The following is a 15,422-nucleotide window of genomic DNA, read 5'->3' on the forward strand; positions in this document are numbered from 1 at the left end:
GAAAATTTAATGAAAATTTTCAGTTGACCTGCGGACAATTGTCCGTTACAATAAAAAACGCATTACCGGACAATTGTCCGTGTATACAGAGATAAGGGAGGATAAGCTCTTGGATATGGGAGTGGGGCCAAGTTCGGCCAAGATTGATTTAAGCAAAATAAAGAGAGGGCCGATTGTTGCCGCGCTGATTATTGGCGCGTTCGTTTCCATCTTGAATGAGACACTGCTGAACATCGCTTTCCCAAGCTTGATGGAGCAGTTTGGTATTGGAGAGTCGACGGTGCAGTGGCTTTCAACATCCTATATGCTGGTTGTCGGTATTCTGGTGCCAGTCACGGCGCTGCTGCAGCTGTGGTTCACGACAAGACAGATGTTTATAGGCGCCATGACGCTATTTCTTATAGGTACGATTATTTGCGGCTTTTCACCGGTATTTGGGGTGCTGCTGGTAGGGCGTATCCTGCAAGCGGTCGGAACGGGGCTTATGCTGCCGGTTCTGATGAACACGATACTTAGTATTTATCCGCCTCAGAATCGTGGAGCCGCCATGGGGATGATCGGTCTTGTCATCATGACTGCCCCGGCGATCGGACCGACGCTGTCCGGCTTGATCGTGGACGCGCTGAACTGGCGCTGGTTGTTCTATCTGGTCATTCCGCTTGCTGCGTTCTCCATTGCATTTGCAGCGGTTTTCCTTAAGAACGTATCGATCCTGACCAAGCCGAAGGTTGATTATATCTCGATTATTCTGTCTACTATCGGTTTTGGGGGTATCGTATATGGATTCAGCAGTGCCGGAGAAGGCACTTGGTCTGATCCGAAGGTAGTATGGTGCATTACGGCAGGGGCTATCAGCTTGCTGCTCTTCGTATGGCGCCAACTGAAGATGAAGGAACCGATGCTGGATCTGCGTACCTTCAAATTTCCGATGTTCTCGCTCGTAACCGTGCTGATGCTGGTGCTGATGATGAGCATGTTCTCCACTATGATCATGCTGCCATTGTTCCTGCAGAACGCACTGGGCTTAACTGCGCTTGCAGCTGGCCTTGTCATGATGCCAGGCGGTATCATCAACGGATTGATGGCGCCGATTACAGGAAAGCTATTCGATAAATTCGGACCGAGAGTTCTGATTATCCCAGGTCTTGCTCTCTTGAGCGTCGCCATTTTCCTGTTCTCGCGCATCGACTCTTCATGGACCGGTGGTTATGTCATCTTCCTTCATGTTATGATGATGATAGGGATTTCGATGGTTATGATGCCGGCCCAGACTACAGCGTTGAATCAGCTGCCGCGATTGCTGTATCCGCATGGAACAGCCATCATGAATACACTGCAGCAGGTAGCAGGAGCCGTAGGTATGGCGCTCTTTATCAGCATCATGACAGCAGGTGCTAAAAATTACGTTGAAACAACCGGGGATCTCAATCCGGTAGAGAGCATGGTTGCCGGTCTTCATAATGCTTTTGTAATCGGACTTGTTCTTGCAATCATCGCTTTAGTACTGGGCTTATTTGTTAAACGTACAACTTCACCCGTTGAAGAAGAACAGTCTGCTGCATAAGGTTCCCGTGTGTTCAAATTAGAAAGGGATGCGTGCATTGCCGAAAGAGAATGACGAGTTGGGTCAAAAGATTTTGGATACGGCTCAGGCTTTATTTAATAAATACGGAGTCGAGGACGTCTCCATGCATCAAGTGGCGAAAACGGCTGGGATCGGGCAAGGCACCTTGTACCGCCGTTACCCCAGCAAGAGCAAGATTTGCTTCACGTTGATGGAAGCCAAGATCGATCGGTTTATGGAGGGGCTGGACGTTTACCTTCAGAGCAGCGAAGGTGAACCGGTGGCTCATCGGCTGCGGACGGTGATGACAAAGGTCATTCTGCATTTCAATGAAGATTTGGAGTGGCTAAGGGTGATGCTGACCTCTGACCGTCTGGAGGAAACCAAGAACATTATGTGCGAGAACCCGCCCTTCACGTTTTTACGGTTTCAGATTAAGCGCCTGCTGGAGCGTGCGGCGGAGCAGGGAGTACTGATGCCGCTTGACCCTCAGTTTACCTCTGTGATGCTCGCATCTCTGCCGCGCGCGGATATCATTCTCTACATGCGTGATATGGGATACAGCGCGGAGCAGATTGCGGAGGAATATTGCAGAAGCTTTGTTGACCCGCTATTTATCCATCGCTAAGTCAGATAAAGAGGCCGTTTCGGAAGACTTGATAAGTCTATCCCGGAACGGCCTTTCTGCGTACTATCTTGCACATTCGCTTATCATTTCATTGCAACATTTGGCTAATACGCCCGTCAGTATAGTAGTACATGATAATTTAAGGCACCTAGAAAGGATGATGAGCATGAATAAACAATGGAAGAAGCAAGCGGCGACATTGATGGTTGCGGCCATCGCTGTCTCTGGTGGCGCAGCGGCTTATGCAGCACCCCAGGCTGGAGGCAACCAGGAACAACAACCGGTCGTGATATCGGCTGTAATTGATTATGGGGTTCTGGTTAACGGTAAGAAAGTGGCTGGCGCCGGTTATATGAACGCCGATGCGAAGCAGGTCATGATCCCGCTGCGGAGCGTATCCGAGGCGCTCGGATTTGAACTGGGCTGGAATCAACAGGACCGCTCTGCGGAGCTGACTAAACCGGGATCCCCGATCTGGACCCTCGTGCAAACGGGGAAAGACCAGTATACGGTTAACAAAATGTACAAGTCCCTCGGCGCTGCGCCAGTAAATGTGAAGGGCACGCTTTATGTTCCGGCTAATTTCTTCAGCGAAGTGCTCCAAGCTAACGTATCGGTTGATGGCACTAAGGTGAGCATCTCGTCCGAAGAAGATGTTAAGAAAGAAACCGTCGTGGGAACCATCACGGAAGTTATCAATCATGAGGATCGCAAAGCCGTTCACATTAACGGCACGGGTACCGAAGGGATCGTACTGAACGTGGATGAGAACACCGTCATCCGTGATGCGGAAGGCAAGAAGATCGAGCTTAAGGATCTTGCAAAAGACATGAAGATTGAAGCGGTTCACAGCATGGCGATGACCATGAGCCTGCCTCCTCAGACCTATGCATTTGAAATCAGCGTTAAATTGGACAAGGAAGAGACGGACCAGCTCGCTACAGCTGGTGTCATCACGGATATCAATGCCGATGGCGGTAACCTGCGTGTTACGATCAAGGGAAAAGGACTAACGGAACAATCGCCGAGCGAAGTGATCCTGAATCTGACACCCGAGACGGTCGTCGTGAATAAAGACGGTAAAACCTTGAAAGCTACCGAATTGACCGACGACGCGGAGATTATCGGTTATTACAGCCCCGTGCTGACCAAGAGCCTGCCTCCGATCGGCAATGCCATTAAAATCGTTCTTCAATAAGTCACAAACACAACAAGCCTGGCGGCAGCGCCAGGCTTTTTTTTGGATCATTAGTGATACAGGGGAGGGATCGGGATCTCCTTATCGTAGACGGTGATGTTTAAACGCTTCTGTTCATCGAGTGAAGCGAAGAACACCTGATCGAGCGGAATTCCCCGCTCATCCAGCTGAGTCTCCAGCCATTTCCCGGTAAGGTTTAATTTTTGGAGGGTGATCGTCTGAATGCGTCCTTCTTTGACGACGGCGTAAGACAGCCCGGAATTCGGCCGTTTTAACTTCAGGTCCTCCAGCGTGACGGCGGTCTTCTCCATCTTTTTCAGTATGGATAAGACGCCACTCGGCTCCAATACCGCCATATCGACTTCAGCTATGTCAAATATCTGCTCCTCGCGCAGCATTTGCAAAATGTTATCGATGGAGTATCTGGCTTTTTTCAAATTCGGATAAATGAACTTCCCGTCTTTAACGACAATCATCGGTTCGAACGTAATCCACTTGCCGATGCGCCGGCTCTTCACATGAAGGACAGAGGCTATCTTCTGTAACACGCCGATGGCGACGATCGCGAAGGCGGTATGGATATGTTCGATTTTTGGATCTGCGATGTCTGCTCCGATCACGGAACCGAGCGACAGGATGATGATGTAGTCAAACACGGGAAGCTCGCCGATGGAACGGCGGCCCATGAATAAGGTAACGCCCAAGAGCAGCGGGTAGATGGTATAAATTCTTCCAAGCACTAACAGAAGATCTTTGAGGAGTTCCATGGCACAGACCCTTTCTGAAAATTTTACGGTCTTATTTAGAAGGGTTGGCCGATGCCATGAAAAATATGTATGCTCATCCAATTCTATGATCCCATCGTGGCTATTGTCCGGTTCCGTAGGCGTAATCAACTTAGCCTTCGCATAGGCAGGTATATTCGTGCCATCCGCAGAATACTGTACAACAAAATCGTCCATGACGGATGGAGGGAAACGGATGAAGCGCAGTTGGGTGAATTCGCCGTATTCATTTTCGCTTGGCATGTTTGCCATGATGGTCCCGAGCCAGGCGTTCAGCTCCTTTTACATCTTTTTCTACGTCGATACCTTGGGTCTTGGCATAGGGCTGGCATCCCTGGCACGAACCGTATTTCTGATCTGGGATGCGGTTAACAATCCGCTGATGGGGTATTGGTCGGATCGCACCAAAACCCGGCTGGGACGGCGCAGGCCGTGGGTGTTCGGCGCCATTCCGCTGTTCATGCTGACCTTCGTGCTCGTGTTCTCGCCGCCGGAAGGGTTGTCGCAGAACGGACTATTTATGTGGTTTTTGGTTGCCCTTATCCTGTACGAAGCTGTTGCAACCGTATTATGGGTCAATTATGGAGCGCTGTTCCCCGAGCTGTTCCGCGGAGACCGCATCCGGGCGAAGGCCTCGGCCATCCAACAGGGCTACCAGGTCGTGGCACTATTGATCGGTACTGCGTTGACCCCGATTATTTATGACGCCATGGGGTTCTCGAATATGGCGATTCTGTACGCACTGCTGTTCGGCGTGTTCATGTTTCTCTGCATGATGAGCGTCCGGGAGCAGGAGGTGTACACCGTAAGCGAGCCGCTCAAACTTGTCCAAGCGTTCCGCGAAACCTTGCGCAATAAGAAGTTTTGGGTGTTTAACCTCTCCAACTCCTTTGCCCAGACGGTGAATGGACTGATAAGCTCGACGATCCCTTTTTATGCAAAGTACGTGCTCAACATCCCGGACAATCAAGTATCGATTCTGCTGGCAGCCGTGTTTGTATCGGTCATTCCGCTGGTATTCGTCTGGTATTGGATGATCCGAAGAATGGACGGTGTGAGAGCATGGCGGTTGTCGCTCGGCGTGTATGGCCTTTCGGTCATTCCGCTCTGGTTTGGTTACGATCTGATCAGCGGGATTCTGGCAGGCATCGGCGTTGGGTTCGGTCTGGCGGGATTTCTGGTAACGCCGGCCATGGTTAGCGGCAACATCATCGACGAGGATGCGGAGCGGACGGGGCTGCGCAGAGAGGGGATCTATACGGCTGTCAGCGGATTTATTACGCGTTCCAGCGGATTGATATCTGCCCTGGCATTTTTTGTGGTAGGCATGATATTCGGATATGAAAGCGGTGACAATCCGGGAAGTGATCCGGAATCGACCTTCAGGTATTTGATCAGTGTCGTTCCATTGTGCTTGCTGGCTATTTCCTTCCTGTTATCGTTTGCAACCAAAATCGAATTCTCAAAAACTATAGGAGGCGGACACGACCATGGAGCGAAGACTGATCATCAACTGTGACGATTTCGGGCAAAGCAAGGCCATGAATGAGGCGATTCGCCATCTGCTGGAGGAGAACAAAGTCTCCTCGGCAACCATCATGACCGTGGCTCCCGGCTTTGAAGAGGCGGCCTCCTGGGCCGCACGCCGACGCCAATCCAATGTGGGGCTGCATCTGACCTTGACGAGCGAATTTGAGGCTCTGCGATGGCGCAGCTTGACGGGGCACTCCTCCCTTCATGACGCCAGCGGTCATCAATACCGGACCGTTCCGGAGTTTGAACGGGGGGCAGAGACAGGCGCCGTGTTAAAAGAGCTTGAGGCGCAGTACCGGCTGGCGAGCAAGGCCGGCATTCGGATCAGTCATGTGGATAATCATATGGGCAGCCTGTACGGGATGGAAACGGGGCGAAGCCTCATTCCGCAGATGCTGTGGAAGACTTCGCGTTGGCGCCTCCCCGCACGATTGTTCCGCTATATCTACCCGGAGGATCCGCTGCTCAGCTCGCTGCCGAATATCGAGCGTCCGGTTGCGCTCGCCTCAGGCCTTGCTGATACGTTTGGCGTGCCAATCCCGGATTATCTGCTCTCGCATCCGTTTCCTGTTGTCGAGGGAGAGACCTACGACAGCTTCAAGCAATCACTCATCGATAAGCTGTACAGACTTCCTGAAGGAGTCAGCGAAACCTATGTCCATCCAGGAGCGGAAGATGAATGGATGCTGGCGAATATTCCAAATTGGGAGAAGCGGGTATGGGAGTATCGGCTGCTGTTCGATGACGATTTTGCTTACGGACTACGGGATGCCAAAGTGATCCTGACGGATTACCGCTATGTGGAAGAGCACTTAAAGCGGCCCCGCGTGCGCTCGGCTGTTAAGCTGATGAAGGTCATGACGAAAAAATCGTGATATAGGCCTATACAGAAGAACAACCCCTGCCGCGGCACCGGCAAGGGTTGTTTGTGCTTTAAGTAGGATCGGCTTGCGCCGACATATGCTGCTCCGTATAACCTTACTTCGCTTCAGCTTCCAGCTTGGCGATCTGTTCCTTGTATTGGTCCAGCAATTTCGTCAGCGCCTTTTTGATAGAGTCGGAGTCCTTGGAATCCACCGCTTTGAAGAGATCGATTTTGGCATGGATGAACGCCAGATCCTCCTCGTTGATCTTCACTTCCAAACTTGCTGCATCACTGATCTTCACTGCCGCGAAACTTGCTGCCTCGCCTTGGATCACGTCGTATTTCACTTCACCGGACTCTGCATTCACCATTTCGGCCCTTTCCAGCGTTATGCCTTCAAGTGGCCTGATAACGTCCTTAATCTGGGTTGCTTTGAATTCCTTGATGTCCCCGCTGTCTATTAATTCCTGGATATCTTTTGCCGGAGAAGTCTTCATAGCAACGGAAACCTCGAATTCGCCTTCAGCCACTACCGGCTTCATCTCTCCGGCAACTGCAGTTGTAGCGTCGGAGAAAAAGAATGCTCCCTCAGCTCCCTCAGCTCCGGCAAGCTTGCCGTACTTCTCAAGCGTCTCCTTCCAATCCTGTACCGTTTCCGGTGCGTGTTTCTCAGCCAATTCCAGCGGATTCGGCAGAATGGAGATGGTTGCAGTAGTTTTAAGAGGCGCGCTTTTGCCTGTTTGACCCGGTACGTCACTTGGGGTATCAGCACCAGAGGCATGTACGGGCAGGGCGGCTGATCCCAGCAGGGCAGCGGATAGGGCAAGTTTACCAAACAGTTTGTGTTTCATCGTATAACACTCCTTATCGGGTTGGTTTGTCTTACAGTACCCAGTGTACGAATCAGCATTGGCAGAACATTGGTGTATTTGTGGAAAAATAATGGCATTCCCCTTCATCATCCCGGAGCTTGGTATACTGGGAGGAGACGAAGCTCGGAGGTACATGGATATGAACCAAAATTATCTCATCGCCGTGATTGACGATGATCAGCATATACGAAATTTAGTGGAGGCTTATTTGCGCAAGGAAGGCTATCGAACCGTGGGCCTTGGCACGGCTGAGGAAGGGTGGGAGATGTGGAGAACGAACCCGCCGGATATGTGGGTGCTGGATATTATGCTGCCCGGCATGGACGGTTTCGAATTGTGCCGGCGGATCCGTGCGGAAGCCGAGGTCCCGATCATCATGATCTCTGCCAAGGATAGCGAAGTGGATAAAATACTGGGGCTTGAGCTGGGAAGCGACGACTATATGGTCAAGCCATTCAGTCCCCGCGAGCTGGTTGCCCGAATCAAACGGCAGCTAAATCGATGGTACAAATTCAATCAGGCGGAGAGCGTTCCGCGGCTTGCGGCCGCTTCCCCGGAGCTTAGCAATGGACGGCTTCAGTTAATGCTGGAGGAGCGGCGCGTATTCTGGAACGGGGAAGAAGTGGATATGACGAACAAGGAATTCGAGATGCTAAAAGTGTTTGCCGAGCATCCGAACCGTGCGTTTACGAGGGACGAACTGCTGACCTCCGTATGGGGGGACGACTATTTTGGAAGCGACCGGGCGGTCGACCATCTCATCAAACGGCTGCGAAAGAAAGTGGAGCAGCTGCCGATCGAGGCGATATGGGGACATGGATACCGAATGAGAACGGATGGGGAGGAAACGTTGATATGAAGCTGGTGCATCAGATCAATCTTGCTTTTGCTTTATCGCTAATACTCGTGCTTTCCGTTACGGCCGTTGTCATTCATTACGTACTGCTGGATCACTTTATCGGTACGCAGCGCAAGGACATGCAGTCCATCGGTGCCGAGCTGACGGCAAAACTCGAAACCGCCGCCGCCCAGCGTATCCCTATTGAGAGTGCGCCTTTGGCCGTTAGCGGATTGACTTCGACACAGATTGCGGATGTAGGCGTAATCATTCAGGATGACGAAGGGAAGGTGGTCAGCTCGATTCCGGTAACTCCCGCCGCTCAGTTCATGGTAAGTCCGGCGATCGGTCCGGACATTGTGGCTACGTTCTCATCCGCAGCGGGGAGCGGGCAATTCCTCACCGAGGTGACGGCGGTTCCCCAAGGGACGATGACGCTGATCACTCCGATCAGCAAGATCAAGGCTATTGAGCAGGCGCTGATGGGGCGTTTGATGCTCGTGTTTGCGGTGGGGGGCGTAATTATGGTGATCTTAAGCCTGTTCATTACCAAGAGGCTGATTAAGCCGCTTATGCATCTGCGCGAAGAATTGAAGAAGGTGAAGGAGCGCCAGTTCTCCGAAGTCCGGCGTGTGTCCGCAAGCGGGGAGATCGGCGCAGTTGCAGAGTCCGTCTACGAAATGGCGGGTGAGCTGGAGCGGTACAACCATGTGCAGAAGCAATTTTTCCAGAATGCCTCCCACGAGCTAAAGTCGCCGCTCATGTCCATATCCGGCTATGCGGAGGGAATTCGGGACGGCGTATTCGAAGGGGAGGATATCCGCAAAGGGCTGGATATCATTATGAGCGAAAGCAGCCGGATGAGAAATATCGTGACCGAGATGACGCTGCTCGCTAAACTGGACAGTGAAGATGATATATTCAAGGCGACAGAAGTGAATTTGAGGGAGCTCGTGGAAGAGACGATCGAAAGAGTCAATCCTCTCCTGGTGAAAAAAGGACTGTTCGTGCATCCTTCCTATGGAGATGATGAATCGTTAATGGTGTATGCCGACCGGGATAAGCTGCTGCAAGCACTGCTGAACATCGTTTCGAATGGAGCAAGGCACGCAAGCAAGCACATCTACATTCAAGCGGCCATCCAGAAAGGCCAAGTCGTGCTCACCGTTTCCGATGATGGCGAAGGCATATCCGAGGAGCTGCTTCCGTATTTGTTCCACCGTTTCGTGAAGGGCAAGAACGGGGAATCCGGCCTGGGCTTGGCGATTGCCCGCGCCATTGTGGAACGCTGCGGAGGTCTGATCACGGCAGGGAATCGCACAGAGGGAGGGGCCGTCATCTCGGTAGGATTCCCTCCGTATAGGAAGACCAGCATGGTCTAATTCATGTGTGCCCCAATCAATCTTCACGAATGAAAGCTCACGATGGGGTAAGAGGGACTTTTTTGGGTATTTATACTTAAAGGAAGTCTCTTTTTTTGCGCATTCGCACATATCAATCAATATTCTCTAACAAAACGCGTAAGCTATAGAGGATTTCACGTGGGAAGGCAGAATTCTGTATATATCCGGGCAAGCTGGATGATAACAGGTGACAAGCATGATACAAAATAATCAAAAGGCGATGGTGATGTTGTCCATGGATATGCAGTATCGAATTGAAAAAGATTTTCTGGGGGAAAAACAGCTTCCTGTAGAAGCCTATTACGGCATTAATACGGTTAGGGCGGTAGAGAACTTTCCGATCAGCGGGGTACCCATTCATGCAGAATTGATTTCTGCACTGGGCGAGGTTAAGAAAGCCGCGGCGCTGGCGAACATGGAGCTTGGCCTGCTGCCGAAAAAGATAGGCAGTGCCATTATAGAGGCGGCAGACGAGATCATCGCGGGCAATCTCCGTTCCGAATTCATTGTCGATTCCATCCAGGGCGGAGCAGGCACTTCGATCAATATGAATATGAATGAGGTCTTGGCGAACCGAGCGCTGGAGATTTTGGGAAAACAGAAGGCCGAGTATTTCTACTGTAATCCTAATAATCATGTCAATATGTCGCAATCTACGAACGATGCCATTCCGACGGCGATCCGCATTGCGTCTTACCGTCTGACACAGGATCTGCTTGAGGTGTTCCGGACCTTGGTTGCCGGCATTCAGGAGAAGGCCAAGGAATTTGACGATGTCATCAAGATGGGGCGCACACATCTGCAGGATGCGGTACCGATTCGACTCGGACAAGAGTTCGGGGCTTATGCCAATGTTCTGACGCGTGACATCAATCGCATCGAGCGGGCGGCGCAAGGTTTGTTAGTCGTTAATATGGGGGCGACGGCCGTAGGTACGGGGCTTAATGCAACGCCTGACTATATGCACAGCGTTGTTCAGCATTTGATTGAGCAGACAGGCTTCTCCTTGAAGCAAGCCGAAGATTTGGTCGATGCCACCCAGAACACCGACGCGTATATGGAATTGTCGGCTGCGCTCAAAGTGTGTGCCGTGAACTTCTCGAAAATGTGCAACGATATCCGCTTGATGGCTTCCGGCCCGAGAGCGGGCTTGAACGAATTGAACGTACCGGCGAGACAACCGGGTTCGTCGATTATGCCGGGCAAGGTCAATCCGGTGATGGCCGAGGTCATGAACCAGGTGTCGTTTCAAGTTATCGGCAATGACCATACGATCAGTTTGGCATGCGAAGCCGGGCAATTCGAACTTAACGTCATGGTTCCGGTCGCAGCGAACAACTTGATGCATTCCCTCAAAATTCTGAAGAACGGTATGGATGTGTTCTACAAGAATCTGATGGTCGATCTTACAGCGAATAAGGAACGCTGCAAGTACTTCGTGGATAACAGCTACGGCATTATTACGGCGTTGAACCCGCATCTGGGTTATGACGTAGCCTCCAGACTGGTGAAGGAAGCCCAGAAGACAGGCCAAAGCATCAAGGAGATTATTCTGGAGCAAGGTCTTTTGACAGAGGAACAGATACAGGTCATCCTGGACCCTTACCATATGACATCCCCAGGCATTGCCGGAGAAGAGTTTCTGCTAAACCAATAAGGTGTACCCTTGTTTTATCGATACAAAGAGCCGACTAAGATGTAGATCTTGGTCGGCTTTTTTTGCGTTGTCGGTTATCTCGAATTGATGACATAGATAAGGTTTGTAAACCGTTTGAATCCGGTCGCAAGATGTTACCGGCAGGATAAGGGTGGTGTGTTGGTATTATGGATTGTTGAGTGCGTCTATAAGGGAGGCGATGACGTTCTTCTCGCGATCATCCAGCCCCTTATTCGTTTGCCATGGTTCGAGCTCTTGTTTCACCTGTGAAACATCCTGGTAACCAAGATGGTAAGCAATACTGGAAATGACACTTTGCCTGTTAGCATCGTCACTCAAATCAGCGAGTGCTTGAACCACGCCTTCCGTGTCTTTGGTAAACAATTCTCCTGCGATGGCGGCATATTGCTCGGCAGAGGCGCCGTCGAGATTTGTTGTTGCCAGGAACAGGCTTCTGTAATGCTCGGGTGTGATAAGGGAGCGGTAGGTATACAGCAGCTCAAGAGTCGCCAATGTTTGGCTATTACTCAGGCGGTTATATTCTGCCCAGTCTATGCCTTCCAATTGAGCAAGCATGTTCGTGACTTTATTCTCGGTACTCATGTCCTCCCCTTTATATAATGAAAATACGTTCTCCGCCGGACTGTTGTGGTCAATCACTGCAGTTGTCGCAGGTTCGGATGATGAAGTCGGCGCTTCAGCTTGATTGCTCGAGCAGGCTGTTACAAGAAATAGAACGGCCATGAGGAATAGGTAAGCAATATTGGGTTTGAACATGGATTCTCATCTCCTTTACATCCTAAACGGATATTTCCTGTAAAGAGTTACATAACGGGAGAAGAATAAAAGAATATGTTTCCAAAGTTCTGCTTATCCCGTATATATTCATAAATGTTAAGATGAAGGCTGCCAGTTCACTTTCTATTAAGTTTACCGGCAGGCTCCATCTGCCGATAAAAGTGATAGAATAAACGTTAGGTTACATTAAAGTGGCAGTATGATAAAAAGGGGTATGTGATTTTGGATAATCAATGTGGTGAAATAACTGATCTGGAGATCATTCAGCAAACTAAGCAGCAGTGTATAGACAAGGGGATGGACCCGGAGCTTGTTCCAACACATACGAATCGATTGAATGATGAGGTATTGGCCGCAAGGCGTGCAAAATATAAAGAGTACATTGAAGTGATACAAGTTTTCGTGAATAAGTTCCTTTCCTCCGGATCAGGAAACCCTGTCGTGATTACAATTACGGATAACGAGGGATTCATTCTTGATATGGAAGGGGACCCGACCATTATAGAAACAGCCCGGTATTTGGGTATTGCCGAAGGCAACGGCTATTCCCAAGTAGACGGTCCGAGCTCAATTGATCTGTGTCTCCGGTACGAACGGCCATTTACGTTGATAGGAGAGGACCATTTTCATCATATTCTTCATCGCATGGCATGTTATTCGGCTCCCTTTCACGGCGAGGATGGGAAGGCGATTATAGGAACGATCTCTCTAATGACGAACAGGGAGTTTGTTCACCCGCATTTGCATGCCTTGCTGTGCACGATGGCCGATTCCCTGGAACGGGAGATGGTTACCCGCAAACAGAACACGCAGTTGCAAACCCTGAATCAGGTGCTCCTCGGAACGAATCATTATGGCGTAATCATTACCGATGCAACGGGTCAAATTCTGGAGATGAACGAAACCAGCTTAAGCCTGCTGTGCAAAGGCGGCAGCGACCGAAACCGAGCCCAATATGTGGGTCGATCGGTCTTCGGAATTAAGCCGATTGGCGAGTTTTATGAGCGGGTGATACACCGGCAGCAAATCTGCATCGGAGAAGAGCTTTCGCTTGAGATTTCTGGAAACATGAATCACTATATACTTGATGTTCAGCCTGCTTATGACCGTGAGGGACAGCTCATGCGGGTGGTAGGTTTTCTTCGTGATATTACAGAGCTGAAGCGGACGGAGGAAGTACTGCGGAATACGGAAAAGCTGGTATTTGCCGGTCAGGTTGCCGTAAGCATCGCTCATGAAGTGCGCAATCCTCTCACCACAGTGAAGGGAATGCTCCAGTTAGCGAATAAGGACGCCTGCCTTCGGCACTATGACCTGATTATGTCGGAGCTGGAGCGGGCTAATCTGATGGTAGGGGAATTTATGATTCTGGGAAAGCCCCAGGCTGCGGTTTTTAAGCTAGAGGACTGCGGTGAAATTCTGACAGAGGTGCTCCACTTGTTTGCCATTCAGGCGGAGCTTAGCGGGATCGACATGACCCAATGCATCGGGCAGCATGCAACGATTCTATGTGACCGGAATCAGATTAAGCAGGTATTTCTTAATATTCTGAAGAATGCGATGGAAGCCTTGCCGCATGGCGGGAACATTCACATTCATCTGGATGTGCAGGAAGGATATCAACGCGTGATTTTTACGGATAACGGCTCCGGCATGACGGATGATGTGCTTCAGCGGATTGGGGAGCCTTTTCATACGACCAAGCCGGACGGCAATGGCCTTGGTATTATGATCGTCCACCGGATCATGGAGAGCCACAATGGCCGGATTGTCATCCGGAGTGAGGAAGAGCGGGGAACATCGGTCGAAATAAGTCTGCCGATCTCGAGTCAGAGCCCATCTAGTTAAGCTGATTAACTATTAAGGTTATGCAGAATTATGCGGATTAACAGAAACAGCGCTGACCATGCCGGTCCTTGAACCTCAAGGACAGGGCGCGTCAGCGCTGTTTGTTGTATGATGAAGTACTTAATCATTATTCCCAGTAACGGGACATGATGTCCGTAGCCCATTCGGGCTGCTTGGTCTTTGTCTTCGGCAAAAATTCCTCCATGACAGGCTTGATATCAACGACGGGAGTCCCGTCTATGGCATCCAGCCCTTTCACGAAAACGGACCTGCCCTCTCTGCTTACCAACTCCACCATGGTGGCTCCTAGCTTGTTGGGGCGGTTTTTGCCCCGCTGGGCGAAGATACCGACCTTGGGAAAGCTCGGATTATTTCGCGGATGTCTCGCCGCGTACTGGATGCTGTCGTCCTGGACGAGATGGAATACATAGATGATTTCAAGGTGGCTGAACGTTTCAATCCCATCCAGGGAGCATTCATCCCATTCTTTGCCCAGCTTGATCTCCGAGATAACATCCCCCCAGTAATCATCCTGAATCGCCTTTCTTTCGTTATGGATCGTTCCGATCGCCTGTATCGTATACATGCTGTTTCCTCCTTCAGGTTTATCGTTCCTTTATATAAACTTCTGGTGTTTTACCGATCACCGCTTTAAAATCCCGGATAAAATGCGACTGGTCATAATAACCCATGTCCATGGCCAGCTCCAGCACATCCTGATGATCAAGGCCTTCAAGCATCTCGGCGACATTCTGCAGTCGGTACAGGCGAATCACCCATTTAGGGTTTACCCCGACGTATTGCTTGAACAGGCGCTGAAGTGATCTCGGGCTCATCTGGAACCATTCGTAAACCTGCTCGACCCGAATGATGTCCCGGTTGTGATGAATCCGATCAATGATGGTATGAATCCGTTCGATCTGTTCATCTTCTTCGGGAAGAACGCGGCGAATAAGCTCCTCCATGTACCTAACCTTTTGCTCCGGTTCCTCTGCGGTCAATAGCTGCTGCTCCAGCGTATAGGGCTCGGCTTGGAGAATCTCCATGGTCCCTATGGAGGAATCCGTCAAACGGTCCATGGACGTGTTTACGAACGGATAGAACCCGCCGGGTCTGAACTTGATTCCGAATACTTGTCCAATGCCTTCCAGATGGTGGGAATGCCTGGTGCTGGATACGCCATAAAAAGCGGTTCGATGGGGCTGAACCACCAAGTTGGCGCAAGGATTAGGAACAACATCCTGCAGATGAGGCTCCTGATCGGTTAAATCCCAATGAATGATCCAGTAATGCTTGATGAAATAGGAAAGGTCCTTGGATGGGGGAACTCGCAGGAGCTGGAACTTCTCTCCGGCTCTGTTCATGTTCAAAATGCCGAGGCTGGACTGATGAGGATGCTGAATCATGGATACAAAAACACCTCCGATAATCCG

14 protein-coding genes are annotated in these 15,422 nt (G+C 50.6%); 9 read left to right on the top strand and 5 right to left on the bottom strand.

Annotation, left to right across the window (positions count from 1 at the left end):
* Positions 1-109: 109 nt before the first annotated feature.
* The 3 genes from NYE54_RS02740 (at position 110) to NYE54_RS02750 (ending at position 3,390) form a co-directional block, all read left to right on the top strand.
* Positions 110-1,564, top strand: a complete 1,455-nt coding sequence (locus NYE54_RS02740) for an MDR family MFS transporter (protein WP_076322384.1) — start codon at positions 110-112, stop codon at positions 1,562-1,564.
* A gap of 28 nt (positions 1,565-1,592) precedes the next feature.
* Positions 1,593-2,192 (top strand): TetR/AcrR family transcriptional regulator, encoded by a 600-nt coding sequence (locus tag NYE54_RS02745; protein ID WP_339269848.1) that lies wholly within the window; start codon positions 1,593-1,595, stop codon positions 2,190-2,192.
* A gap of 166 nt (positions 2,193-2,358) precedes the next feature.
* On the top strand, positions 2,359-3,390 hold the full coding sequence (locus tag NYE54_RS02750) for a copper amine oxidase N-terminal domain-containing protein (protein ID WP_339269850.1): 1,032 nt from the start codon (positions 2,359-2,361) through the stop codon (positions 3,388-3,390).
* 50 nt (positions 3,391-3,440) lie between these two features.
* Here the strand turns inward: NYE54_RS02750 and NYE54_RS02755 are convergent, their stop codons facing one another.
* Complete coding sequence (locus tag NYE54_RS02755) at positions 3,441-4,157, bottom strand: DUF421 domain-containing protein (RefSeq protein WP_339269852.1); 717 nt, start codon at positions 4,155-4,157, stop codon at positions 3,441-3,443.
* 214 nt (positions 4,158-4,371) lie between these two features.
* Here NYE54_RS02755 and NYE54_RS02760 point away from each other — a divergent pair, with 214 nt between their 5' ends.
* A complete protein-coding gene (locus tag NYE54_RS02760) occupies positions 4,372-5,694 on the top strand; it encodes an MFS transporter (protein WP_339269854.1) in 1,323 nt (440 codons plus the stop codon).
* The gene (locus NYE54_RS02765; protein ID WP_339269856.1) at positions 5,666-6,583 is read left to right on the top strand and encodes a polysaccharide deacetylase family protein; all 918 of its coding nucleotides are present in this window, start codon (positions 5,666-5,668) and stop codon (positions 6,581-6,583) included. The genes NYE54_RS02760 and NYE54_RS02765 overlap by 29 nt, the downstream gene beginning before the upstream one ends.
* 103 nt (positions 6,584-6,686) lie before the next feature.
* On the opposite strand, the gene NYE54_RS02770 is transcribed toward NYE54_RS02765, so the two are convergent.
* Positions 6,687-7,424: a hypothetical protein gene (locus NYE54_RS02770; protein WP_339269858.1), complete on the bottom strand. Its 738-nt coding sequence runs from the start codon at positions 7,422-7,424 to the stop codon at positions 6,687-6,689.
* Positions 7,425-7,584: 160 nt separating this feature from the next.
* Here NYE54_RS02770 and NYE54_RS02775 point away from each other — a divergent pair, with 160 nt between their 5' ends.
* From NYE54_RS02775 to NYE54_RS02785, 3 genes are all read left to right on the top strand, one after another.
* Positions 7,585-8,304, top strand: a complete 720-nt coding sequence (locus NYE54_RS02775; RefSeq protein WP_076322377.1) for a response regulator transcription factor — start codon at positions 7,585-7,587, stop codon at positions 8,302-8,304.
* Positions 8,301-9,665 carry a HAMP domain-containing sensor histidine kinase gene (locus tag NYE54_RS02780; protein WP_339269860.1) on the top strand — a complete coding sequence of 455 codons (1,365 nt, stop codon included), beginning with the start codon at positions 8,301-8,303 and terminating at the stop codon, positions 9,663-9,665. Before NYE54_RS02775 ends, NYE54_RS02780 begins: the two co-directional genes overlap by 4 nt.
* Before the next feature lie 217 nt (positions 9,666-9,882).
* Complete coding sequence (locus tag NYE54_RS02785; RefSeq protein ID WP_326093559.1) at positions 9,883-11,343, top strand: aspartate ammonia-lyase; 1,461 nt, start codon at positions 9,883-9,885, stop codon at positions 11,341-11,343.
* A 165-nt stretch (positions 11,344-11,508) separates the two neighbouring features.
* On the opposite strand, the gene NYE54_RS02790 is transcribed toward NYE54_RS02785, so the two are convergent.
* Positions 11,509-12,120, bottom strand: coding sequence for a hypothetical protein (locus tag NYE54_RS02790; protein ID WP_339269864.1), 612 nt, complete (start codon positions 12,118-12,120; stop codon positions 11,509-11,511).
* Positions 12,121-12,357: 237 nt separating this feature from the next.
* On the opposite strand from NYE54_RS02790, the gene NYE54_RS02795 reads away from it, so the two are divergent.
* Positions 12,358-13,989, top strand: coding sequence for an ATP-binding protein (locus tag NYE54_RS02795; protein ID WP_339269866.1), 1,632 nt, complete (start codon positions 12,358-12,360; stop codon positions 13,987-13,989).
* A 127-nt stretch (positions 13,990-14,116) separates the two neighbouring features.
* Here NYE54_RS02795 and NYE54_RS02800 read toward each other — a convergent pair whose 3' ends face one another.
* Together NYE54_RS02800 and NYE54_RS02805 are read right to left on the bottom strand one after the other, a co-directional pair.
* Complete coding sequence (locus tag NYE54_RS02800; RefSeq protein WP_076322373.1) at positions 14,117-14,575, bottom strand: SAM-dependent methyltransferase; 459 nt, start codon at positions 14,573-14,575, stop codon at positions 14,117-14,119.
* Between the two features lie 19 nt (positions 14,576-14,594).
* Positions 14,595-15,395, bottom strand: coding sequence for a helix-turn-helix domain-containing protein (locus NYE54_RS02805; RefSeq protein WP_339269868.1), 801 nt, complete (start codon positions 15,393-15,395; stop codon positions 14,595-14,597).
* Positions 15,396-15,422 lie beyond the last annotated feature (27 nt).

The organism is Paenibacillus sp. FSL K6-1330, assembly GCF_037976825.1.
GTDB lineage: Bacteria > Bacillota > Bacilli > Paenibacillales > Paenibacillaceae > Paenibacillus_AQ.